15 protein-coding genes are annotated in these 9,246 nt (G+C 60.5%); 8 read left to right on the top strand and 7 right to left on the bottom strand.

Annotation, left to right across the window (positions count from 1 at the left end):
• The first annotated feature begins 16 nt into the window (after nt 1-16).
• Together KIT08_02710 and KIT08_02705 are read left to right on the top strand one after the other, a co-directional pair.
• Nucleotides 17-1,372 carry a hypothetical protein gene (locus KIT08_02710; protein UYN90158.1) on the top strand — a complete coding sequence of 452 codons (1,356 nt, stop codon included), beginning with the start codon at nt 17-19 and terminating at the stop codon, nt 1,370-1,372.
• Nucleotides 1,372-1,701 (top strand): hypothetical protein, encoded by a 330-nt coding sequence (locus KIT08_02705; protein ID UYN90157.1) that lies wholly within the window; start codon nt 1,372-1,374, stop codon nt 1,699-1,701. The genes KIT08_02710 and KIT08_02705 overlap by 1 nt, the downstream gene beginning before the upstream one ends.
• A gap of 2 nt (nt 1,702-1,703) precedes the next feature.
• Here KIT08_02705 and KIT08_02700 read toward each other — a convergent pair whose 3' ends face one another.
• Both KIT08_02700 and KIT08_02695 read right to left on the bottom strand, forming a co-directional pair.
• Nucleotides 1,704-1,865, bottom strand: coding sequence for a hypothetical protein (locus tag KIT08_02700; GenBank protein UYN90156.1), 162 nt, complete (start codon nt 1,863-1,865; stop codon nt 1,704-1,706).
• Nucleotides 1,865-2,128, bottom strand: a complete 264-nt coding sequence (locus tag KIT08_02695) for a hypothetical protein (protein UYN90155.1) — start codon at nt 2,126-2,128, stop codon at nt 1,865-1,867. The genes KIT08_02700 and KIT08_02695 overlap by 1 nt, the downstream gene beginning before the upstream one ends.
• A 50-nt stretch (nt 2,129-2,178) precedes the next feature.
• Here KIT08_02695 and KIT08_02690 point away from each other — a divergent pair, with 50 nt between their 5' ends.
• The 4 genes from KIT08_02690 (at nt 2,179) to KIT08_02675 (ending at nt 3,774) form a co-directional block, all read left to right on the top strand.
• On the top strand, nt 2,179-2,388 hold the full coding sequence (locus tag KIT08_02690; GenBank protein ID UYN90154.1) for a hypothetical protein: 210 nt from the start codon (nt 2,179-2,181) through the stop codon (nt 2,386-2,388).
• A gap of 92 nt (nt 2,389-2,480) precedes the next feature.
• The gene (locus KIT08_02685) at nt 2,481-2,732 is read left to right on the top strand and encodes a hypothetical protein (GenBank protein UYN90153.1); all 252 of its coding nucleotides are present in this window, start codon (nt 2,481-2,483) and stop codon (nt 2,730-2,732) included.
• A 62-nt stretch (nt 2,733-2,794) separates the two neighbouring features.
• The gene (locus KIT08_02680) at nt 2,795-3,352 is read left to right on the top strand and encodes a GNAT family N-acetyltransferase (protein ID UYN90152.1); all 558 of its coding nucleotides are present in this window, start codon (nt 2,795-2,797) and stop codon (nt 3,350-3,352) included.
• Entirely contained in the window at nt 3,352-3,774 is a 423-nt protein-coding gene (locus KIT08_02675) for a hypothetical protein (protein UYN90151.1), read from the top strand. The genes KIT08_02680 and KIT08_02675 overlap by 1 nt, the downstream gene beginning before the upstream one ends.
• Here KIT08_02675 and KIT08_02670 read toward each other — a convergent pair.
• The gene (locus KIT08_02670; protein UYN90150.1) at nt 3,771-5,171 is read right to left on the bottom strand and encodes an HD domain-containing protein; all 1,401 of its coding nucleotides are present in this window, start codon (nt 5,169-5,171) and stop codon (nt 3,771-3,773) included. The genes KIT08_02675 and KIT08_02670 overlap by 4 nt on opposite strands.
• 218 nt (nt 5,172-5,389) lie before the next feature.
• Nucleotides 5,390-7,111, bottom strand: a complete 1,722-nt coding sequence (gene polX / locus KIT08_02665; protein ID UYN90149.1) for a DNA polymerase/3'-5' exonuclease PolX — start codon at nt 7,109-7,111, stop codon at nt 5,390-5,392.
• A 124-nt stretch (nt 7,112-7,235) separates the two neighbouring features.
• Here polX and rpsU point away from each other — a divergent pair, with 124 nt between their 5' ends.
• Nucleotides 7,236-7,469, top strand: coding sequence for a 30S ribosomal protein S21 (gene rpsU, locus KIT08_02660; GenBank protein UYN90775.1), 234 nt, complete (start codon nt 7,236-7,238; stop codon nt 7,467-7,469).
• Nucleotides 7,470-7,521: 52 nt separating this feature from the next.
• Here rpsU and KIT08_02655 read toward each other — a convergent pair whose 3' ends face one another.
• Together KIT08_02655 and KIT08_02650 are read right to left on the bottom strand one after the other, a co-directional pair.
• The gene (locus tag KIT08_02655) at nt 7,522-7,989 is read right to left on the bottom strand and encodes a DUF2231 domain-containing protein (GenBank protein ID UYN90148.1); all 468 of its coding nucleotides are present in this window, start codon (nt 7,987-7,989) and stop codon (nt 7,522-7,524) included.
• A gap of 1 nt (nt 7,990) precedes the next feature.
• Nucleotides 7,991-8,161: a DUF1328 domain-containing protein gene (locus KIT08_02650; protein UYN90147.1), complete on the bottom strand. Its 171-nt coding sequence runs from the start codon at nt 8,159-8,161 to the stop codon at nt 7,991-7,993.
• A gap of 377 nt (nt 8,162-8,538) precedes the next feature.
• Here KIT08_02650 and KIT08_02645 point away from each other — a divergent pair, with 377 nt between their 5' ends.
• Nucleotides 8,539-8,715, top strand: coding sequence for a hypothetical protein (locus tag KIT08_02645; GenBank protein UYN90146.1), 177 nt, complete (start codon nt 8,539-8,541; stop codon nt 8,713-8,715).
• A gap of 78 nt (nt 8,716-8,793) precedes the next feature.
• On the opposite strand, the gene KIT08_02640 is transcribed toward KIT08_02645, so the two are convergent.
• A complete protein-coding gene (locus tag KIT08_02640; GenBank protein UYN90145.1) occupies nt 8,794-9,141 on the bottom strand; it encodes a hypothetical protein in 348 nt (115 codons plus the stop codon).
• Between the last annotated feature and the right edge of the window lie 105 nt (nt 9,142-9,246).

Below are 9,246 nucleotides of genomic sequence, written 5' to 3'. Positions count from 1 at the left end.
GTCACTTAGGAGGGATATGCAAACCTGGATCAACGGATTCTTGGAGAAAAACCCAGACCTGGCCCGTCTGCCGGTTGCCGCCCGCAGCGCCCACGCCACCCACTTTGAGCTTGGCGCGGGCGTTAGGCGGGCGGTCATCACCGCCGCGCCGCAATACTTCCGCGGCCCGCAGGGTTGGCAGGCCTATGACCTGCAACTGCGCGCCGATGCCGCCGCGCAGTGGGGCGCGCCCGGCGCACCCGTGCGCCTGGCGCCAGATGGCAGCGTTGTGCTGGGCCATTATCAGCAGCACACGCGCAGCGTGGGCGTGCTGGCGCGGGATGCATATACCCCGCTGGCCCAACTGCCCCGCGGGCGCGTGGCCGGCCCGCGCCTGCTGCGCGAGAACGGGCCGTTTCGCCATGAGCTGATGCTGACCGAAAACGGCGTAAAAGAAGAGCTGCACATCCTGCAGCCACCTGACTTGCAGGATGGCTACCTTGTCTACGAGACGCTCGCCCATGGCTCCACGCAAGGCCTGGCGTTCTCGCCCGGCAGCGCGGTGGACGCTGGCGGTTACCCACTGCCGCTGCATCGCTTCAACGAAGGCAGAGCGATGTACACAGGCCTGGCGGCTGAGGACCTGGCCCAGGCAGAGTTTCCCGTAGTGATCGATCCCACAGTCACTTTCGGCGTGCTGTCAGATGCGGTGGTGTGGTCGTTTGCCAGCACCTACTCCGCCACGCGCCTCACCTCGGCCGGGCACGACCTTGGCACGACCGACCTTTTCGTAGGCCAGGCCTACCAGGCGCCGATCCCGCGCTATCACAATCACCGCGCCGCGCTCAAGTTCTCGCTGGCTTCGTTGAATCCGTTAGCGGTCATTTATGCCGCTAACCTGCACCTGGCTTGCGTTGTAGATGCATCTACCCTGGCAGATTTCAACGTGCAGATCGTCACGTACAGCTGGGCCGCACAAGACCCCATAACCACTGGAAATCGAGAAGCGGTGTATGACGGCATCCTGTCTGCCAGTCTGGACGCAGTGTGGCGCAACACCAGCGGCCTGGCCAAGGATACCCTGCTGGCCAGCGCTCCGCTGGATCTGGCCTGGCTGGTGCCGGGAGGCACAGCCTACTATGGCCTGCGCAGCAGCCGCGATGCGGCGGGTACTGCTCCGCCAAGCAACGGCAACGAGTACGTGCGCCTGGCTGCGGCCGGCCATGGCACGCCGGCGCTGCGGCCGGCCCTGGTGTTAGATTACTTCGCGGTGCCCAGTGCCACCGGCAAACTGGTGCAGCCCAGCCCGCGCGTGCGCATACAGGAAACGCGCATCAAACTGCGCGCTCGCCGCCGCCGGACCTTGCTAAGCGCGCAGAACAGGGAGGAATGATGACAGACAGTGCAGTCTGGCTGATCGACAGCCCGGTCAGCATGCTGACGGGTGAGCAGATCGCCTACAGTGTGGATTGGCAAGGCGCTACCAGCGTCAGCGCGCCGCACGCCAGCGTGTATCGCAATGGGGTCGACATCACCGCCGAGGTGATGGACGCCGGCGATGCCCATGTGATCACCGGCAGCGTGCTGACGCTCAAAAAGCTGCGCGCCCTCGATGCAGATGGGGGCGCGCGCTATGTGGTGCTGATCGGTGCACAGGTGGATGGCAACCAGGAGCGGCGTAAGCTGCTGGTGCAGGTCGTCTCCGCCAACGCAGAAAGCTAGTGTTACGACACTTGCTTGTAACGCAAATAGGCCGTGGCCACTGCCCATGCGATGAGCCCCGCGATGGCGCCCAGCATCAGGTTGTCTCGTGCCAGCCCTACGCCCAAGCCAACGCCCAGTCCCAGCCAAATCGGGCGGTTGCCCGGGTTTGTCATCGCTTGCACTACTTGCTGCTGGCAGAGCCAGCCGCGCCGAAGGCCGCGCCCAGGGCCACGCCCAAAGCGATGCCCAGGCCAATGTTGTCCAGCGCAACACCAAAGGCGACGCCCAGGGCGATGCCAATACCCAATGACATCGGAAAGGTATTGGCGCCAGCGCGCTGCTTACCCTTTGCAGGAGCCTTGCTCTTGGTGGCAGCCTTGCTCTTCGCTGGGGTTTTCGGTTTGGCAGTTTTCTTTGCAGTGGTCTTCTTTTTCGCAGTAGCCATTTTCTCGATCTCCTTGATCGGGATTGTAGTGCATTTCTTGAGGGGGAGTTATGAGTGCAGATATGCAGGTGTTGTTCGAAGCCATCAACGCGCTCGGCGTGGTTGGCCTGCTCGCTTTCATGGTGGTGGCCTTCTACCGCGGCGATCTGATCGCGCGCAGTTTGCTTGACCGTATCCTGAGCCTGTATGAGGAGCAGATCGGCGAGCTAAGCCAGCGCATTCTTGCCAGGCTGGAGGAGGTGATGAAAGAGGAGAGATAGAAGAGCAAGATATCCGCCGCTATTCGTACGGGCGAAGCATGCTTCGCCCGCCTTTTTCTTGGAGATATGGATCACTTTCGCTAGGGGGACAAATGGAACAAGCACTGTATTGGCTTACCGGCGCACTGGGTGTGCCGCTGGTGAATTGGCTCAAGGCTTACTTCGGCCTGCAAGGCCGAGCCGCCATGTGGCTCACCACCGCTGTGGCGGCGGTGCTGGGCCTGGCGGCTGCATTGCTCAGCCGTGAGCTTGCGCCCGCCAGCCTGCAGCCAGAAGGGCTGCTGGCTGCCTTTGGGCAGGTGCTGGCCGCAGCCACGCTGGCCTACAAGCTGCTGACGGAGTAACGTCAACGGGGCTGGCGCTTGCGCCAGCCCCGTCTTTCATTGTCTTGTGCAATAATCGCAATATGTCTTTAAACATTGTTGACGCCGCTACACTGCCGGCCGAAGACCGCCAGCGCTTGGCCCAAATTCTGGTGGATGCCTTTGCGGAGCATTGGCCCAGCGCCTGGCCCACTCTGGCTGAAGCCCTGGAGGAGTTGCAGGATTTCGACGACCCACAGCGCATTTGCCGTGTAGCGCTGGATGGCACTGGCCGTGTGCTGGGTTGGATCGGCGGCATCCCTGAATACGACGGCAATGTGTGGGAGCTCCACCCGCTGGCAGTTGACCCGCCCATGCAGGGGCAGGGCATTGGCCGCGCCTTGATACAGGATTTTGAAGCGCAAGTGCGCACCCGCGGCGGCGGTCTCATCACGCTCGGCTCGGATGACGAGCATGGCATGACCACGCTGGCCGGCATGGATCTGTTTCCTGACCCGCTGCAAAAGCTGGCCAGCATCCAGGCCATCAAGCCGCATCCTTTTGTCTTCTATCAAAAGATGGGCTATGCGCTCATCGGCGTCGTGCCCGATGCGAATGGCCCGGGCAAACCAGACATCCTGATGGGCAAGCGCATCCGCTGATGGACGCTGCTGCGCTGCTGGCTGTCGCCCAGCGTCACTTCGCAGACCCGGGCGCACCGCAAAGTCTGGCTGGCCTCACCACCCTGCAGCACCAAGGCCAGCCCATTGGGCTGACCTTGCTCACCCGCCAGCCAGACGGCATGGCCTACCTGCAAGCCTTCGAAGACGGTATGCAGGCGCTGTTGGCCGCCCGCCAGCAGCAGCCCAGCTTGCAGCTGGCGCTGGTGGTGGATATGCAGCCTGCCCTGGCGCACGAAGTGGTCTCGTACCGCGCCGCGCTCAAGAAGTATTCGAAGTCGGTGGTCTTTGAAGACGTGGGGATAGGCCTGCTGCTGCTCGGCCGGCCGCAGCCGGTTTGGCTGCCGCCGCCGGAAGTGAACCCGTTCCTGCGCCAGCTGGATCGGTGGCTACTGGCTGACTAAGCGGCGACAGGTAACGATTGTAGTGCCCGTGGCGGCAGCTCGCCCAGGTCCACCATAAGCTTCAGGAACTCCGGCAGAATTTCGGGGTCAAATTGGCTGCCGGCCTGCTTCAGCATGAATTCGGCTGTGCGCGAGGGTGACCAGGCTTTGCGGTACGGCCGGTCGGAGGTCAGCGCGTCCCACACATCCACCACCGCAAACAGGCGGGCGGGGGCGGGGATGCGGGCGCCTTTTAGTTTGCGCGGGTAGCCGCTGCCGTCCCAGCGTTCGTGGTGAGCGTAGGGAATCGGCAGCGCTGAATGCAGGAAGACGATGGGGCGCAACATGTCGCGCGCGTACTCCGGGTGCTTGCGCATGATACGCCACTCACTATCGCTCAACTTGCCGGGCTTGTTTAAAATCGCGTCGGGCACCCCCAGCTTGCCAATGTCGTGCAGCAGCGCCCCGCGGCGGATGTCAGTCACCTCGGCGTCGTTGTAACCTAGACGCACGGCCAATTCAACCGCCAGGCGGGTCACTCGCTGCGTGTGGCCCTCGGTCTCCTGGTCGCGCAACTCAAGTGCACGAGCCCAGCCTAGCAAGGTTCGTTCATACTCGGCTTCACGCTGGATGTGCGCACCAAGGATATCGGCGACAGCGTGAAGGGCACTTGTTTCGGCGCGGCCCCATTTGCGCTTGCTGGTCGTTGAAGCCAGACTGATGCTCCCCCACCATTCTTTTCCTGAAAAAATGGGCATTATCAGTATCGAGCGTATCTCCTCCTGGTTCATCATGTCGCGCACATCAGGGTCAATGTTGTCAAGCGTGTCACTCACCATTTCACCAGCTGCCAATTTGCGTTGCCATCGCAACAACCCTGCATCGCGGTAGCTGACTTTGCGTTCGCCTAAACGATTCTTAAAACGAGGTTCAGAAACCCATTCCTTGCGCAGCGACAGCGCTTGGCCGCGCCCGCGGTGGCTAGGAATGTTCTGGAACAGGCGCACGCGCTCAACCCGTGTGGCTTGGCCCAGGCTGCGCAGCATGTCCGGGATCGGCTCGACGTAGTTGTCCGCCCTGAGCGTATCTTCGGCAATGCCTGCGATGGTTTCCAGGATCGAGCCGCGGTACTGCAACCCGGCCTGGGCACGCTTGCGCGCCTGCAGCTCTGCGTTCAATTGCGAATTGAGGTCAGATAGCTGCCGCGTGCGGCTTTTGACGCGGCCTTCGAGTTGGGCATTCAGATAATGCAGAGCTCGCTCTGCGGTTTCGCGCAGTTGAATTTCTTTGATCAACTCTCTGCGAGTTTCGCTGATGTACCCGGCGCTCGATCCATAAAACAGGATGATAAAAGTGTTGAAGATCAATTCAAGGGGAGCTTGAAGCGAGCTGGCGCCTGCCAGAAGCAGTAAAACCATATTGGTGGAGATGGATACTAGCGCCGCAACCAGCCCTCCACTCAGCCCAAAATACCAGGCAATAACGAAAACCGGGATGGCTGCTGCCGTACCTGCAATATTTCCGAGATATGGGTAACCGTAAAAAACCAAGGCTATGTAAGACGCTGTTGAAACAAGCAAAGAGACAAGCTGTGTAACAAAGTCACTTTGTTTGTTGTCCATACAACCCTAGGTACTCATTCTAACCACTTTTGCAGCTGCTTCATCGTCCAGGTATTAATGACATCGCCCGGCGTCACCCAGCCGCGGCGGGCCGTGGCTACGCCAAAGAACAGGAAGTCCATATGGTCGGCGTGGTGCGAATCGGTATTGATGGACAGCTTGATGCCCATTTCCACGGCGCGGCGCGCCTGCACGTCGTCCAGGTCCAGGCGGGCGGGGTTGGCGTTAATCTCCAGCGCGGTGTCGGTGTCGGCAGCGGCTTTCAGGATCGCATCCATATCCAGATCCGCGCCTTCGCGGTCGGGCAGTTTGCGGTTGGTGGGGTGACCGATGATGTCCACGTGCGGGTGGTGGATGGCGGCCAACATGCGCTCGGTGATCTGGGCGCGCGGCTGGCGCATACTCTGGTGGATCGAGGCCACCACAATATCCAGCGAGGCCAGCACATCATCGGGCAGGTCCAGCGTGCCGTCGGCGCGCACTTCTACTTCTACGCCATGCAGGATGGTGAGGGCATCGCCCATTTTCTTGCGCACCTTCTCTATTTCTTTGCGCTGTTCGATCACTTTCTCCGGCGTCAGCCCGTTCAGGATACCGATGGCCGCCGAGTGGTCGGTGACGGCCAGGATCTTGTAGCCGTGCGCCACGGCCGCCTCGGCCATTTCCTGAATGCTTTGCTGGCCATCGCTCCAGGTGCTGTGGCTGTGCAGCTCGGCCTTGATGTGCTTGACTTCGATCAGCTTGGGCAGCTTGTTCTCCAGCGCCAGCTGGATCTCGCCGCGGTCCTCGCGGATCTCGGGCGGAACCCAGTCCATGCCGAGGATCTTGTAGACCTCTTCTTCGGTGGCGCACAGGATCTCGCTTCCGTCTTCTTTTTCGAAGGATTGGTCAGACAGCGAGAGGCCAATATCCAACGCCATCTCGCGCAGGCGCACATTGTGCTCCTTGGAGCCGGTGGCGTACTGCAGCGCGGTGCCAAAGCGGGCCGGCTCGTGCACCCAGATCTGGCCGCGCATCCCGTTGTGGAATTCGACCCCGGATTTGACCGTGCCGCTGCCGGTGATACGGGCTACGTTCGGCGCCTCGGTGAAAGCTTTGATGACCTTTTCCGGGTCGGTGGAGGAGACCAGAATGTCAATATCGCCAATGCTGGCGCGCATGCGGCGCAGGCTGCCGGCCACTTCGGCGCGCTTGACACCTTTGACCTTGCGCAGGTTCTCCAGCAGCTCCTGGGCAAAGGGCCACACGTTGCCCAGCGGCAGGCGGCCGCTGCGGCGGCCCAGCGCCTCGATGCCGGTCAGGATCTTGGCCTCTGACTTGGCACCCATACCCGGGAGGTTTTGCAGTTTGCCCTCCTGGGCCGCGGCCTTCAGCTGGTCTATGCTGGTGATGCCCAGCTCTTTATAGAACATGGCGATCTTCTTGGGGCCGAGGTCTGGGATGCGCAGCAGGGTAGCCAGCTCCTCAGGCACCTCTTTTTTGAGCTTCTCCAGGAAGCTCATCTGGCCGGTGTTGAGCAGCTCGTCGATCTTCTCGGCGATGGCTTTGCCGACGCCGGGGATCTCCAGCAGGGCTTTTTGCCCGCCTTCCTTCCAAATGGTGGTCGCATCCCGGCCTAAATTGGTCAGATTTTCCGAGGCTTTGCGATAGGCCAGGGTTTTGTAGACCACTTCACCCTTGATCTCCAGCAAATTGGCGATGAGGAGGAAGGTATCGGCCAGCTCTTTATTGGTCATTGGCGCATTATACGCCCGTGTTATAATCTCTGCGCTTCCGGCAGTATTGGGTATGGCGTTCATTATGGACGCTTTATTTTATGTAAGGCAGGCGGCAGTCCACGATGGAAAGGTGGTGTTAGGTTTGCCCAAGGTTGTTCTAAGGCCTGGAGAGTCGCAAGGCTCTTTGCTCAAGCGCTTCCGCAAGAAAGTTGCGCGCAGCAAAGTGCTGAGCACGGTGCGCCGCAAGCGCTGGTTCATTTCCACCAACGAGCAGCGCCGCATGGAGAAGCAAAAAGCCATCCGCAAGGCGCAGCGCAAGCTTTCCGGCTGGAAGCCCAAGCCCAGGCCCACGTCTTCTGGCTCTGCCCAGTCGTAATCACTAAAAAGCGGCCCCGATTTTCGGGGCCGCTTTTTGTTTGCTGCGAAGTCTATTTCTCTTGCGAGAGCGAGCTCGGGGCGTTGGCGTGGGCATTCTTGTCCACACCCTCGCCGAGGGTGAAGACCAGCTCGCCGCCTAGCCAGCCAGTGACCGCCAGCAGCAGCGCACCCGCCAGGGAGAGCCACATGGCGTTGCCGCTGGCGATGAAGCCGGGCGCGGCGTAGCGCATGTACACGCTGATGGCGAACAGCAGCACGGCGAAGAAATTGCCAATGCCGTGCCAGGCACCCACGCGCTTGGCACGCGTGCCCTTTTCGATATACAGCCAATCCCACAGGCCAAAGATCTCGGCCACGACGCCGGTGATAACGCCTACCAGCATCATGTAATAAGCCGTGGCGGCCATGCTGGCCGAACCGGTCGCCAGATAGGCCAGGTCAAAGCCCACACCCGTCAACAGCAACCCCAGTGGAAACCCCACCAGCATCGGATGCACAGGGTGGCCAAAGAGCTTCATGCTAGGCTCCGTTGATGACTGGCTGTCCAAAGATGAGCGAGATAATGAACAGGATGATGAAGATAAAGAACAAGCCCTTGGCAATACTTGTGGCTGTGCCAGCCACCCCTCGAAAACCGAACAATGCTGCAATCACTGCAATGATCAGAAACCACAAAGCCCAACTCAACATATCGTCCTCCTAGCTAGTTTTTCTGGTTGTCTTTTTCTTGGCCGTCTTCTTCTTGGGCTGCGCAGGCACCTTGGCGCCCTTCTCGCGCGCCTCAGACAGGCCAATGGCTATCGCCTGTTTCTGGCTCGTCACCTTCTGGCCGAGCTGGAGCGCAGCGTGCCCTGCTTGCGTTTGCGCATGGCGCGTTCCACACTTTTTTGAGCTGCTTTTCCGTACTTAGCCATCATTTGTCTCGTACTGCGGCAAACGAGGGGGCTTTGCGTGTATTACAGGATCGCCAAGAATGAGTGCACTCTCATTTTGAGTGCAGCAGGTAACAGAGCCAAATACGAGAGCGTTGGCCGAAGTACATCCACTATCCAGTACAGGAGGTTGTGATGAACGAGCACGATAAAGACCGAAAGGACGAGAAGCAGTCCGTGCGCCCGCCCCAGGAAGGGGAGGAACATCTGCCGGATGGCGCCATTCACCGCACGCCCGAGCGCGACCCGCGCCAGGGTGCCCAGCGCCGCACCGAAGAGCCTGACCGCGAGAATCAAGAGACGCCCAACTAAAGTGGGCGTCTGAGTGCTTAAGCAAAAGAGCGAGGCATGGCCTCGCTCTTTTGTATAAATGCGAAGCCAATCAAACGCTTACGGCATGACCCATTCGTACACTACGCGGAGCAGGGCGCCAGCCGCAGCTGCACCAGCAGCCCAGGCCGCACCACCCAGCACGCCAGCCACCAGGCCGCCCAGCATGGGGACGAACATGTCGCCACCGGCCGAGGAGAACGCAACCAGGGCCAGAGCGGCCACAAAGAAGCCAGTGCGATCCTTCATCGTGCCAATGTACAGCACGCCGCCCAGGAAGGCGGCGACAGCGGAAATGGTCGCCAGAATTTCAGGCAGAGCCATCCCCAGGCCAGAAGCCAAGCCCCAAATGAGGCCAAGCGCAAGGCCAACGATCCAAAGCCACTTACCGATGTTTCCAGTATCCATCTGTTCTCTCCTTGAGATAGATGTGCGACAACCGCCGCTCACTAGATATAACCCCTGCACAGGTGTGCAGGTTGCTCCAGTTTTGCTATTGTGAAATAGAGAGCA

The organism is Anaerolineales bacterium, from assembly GCA_025808555.1.
Lineage (GTDB): Bacteria > Chloroflexota > Anaerolineae > Anaerolineales > UBA11579 > JAMCZK01.
The sequence above is the reverse complement of the archived record's forward strand: the minus strand, read 5'-3'. Positions and strand labels throughout refer to the sequence as shown.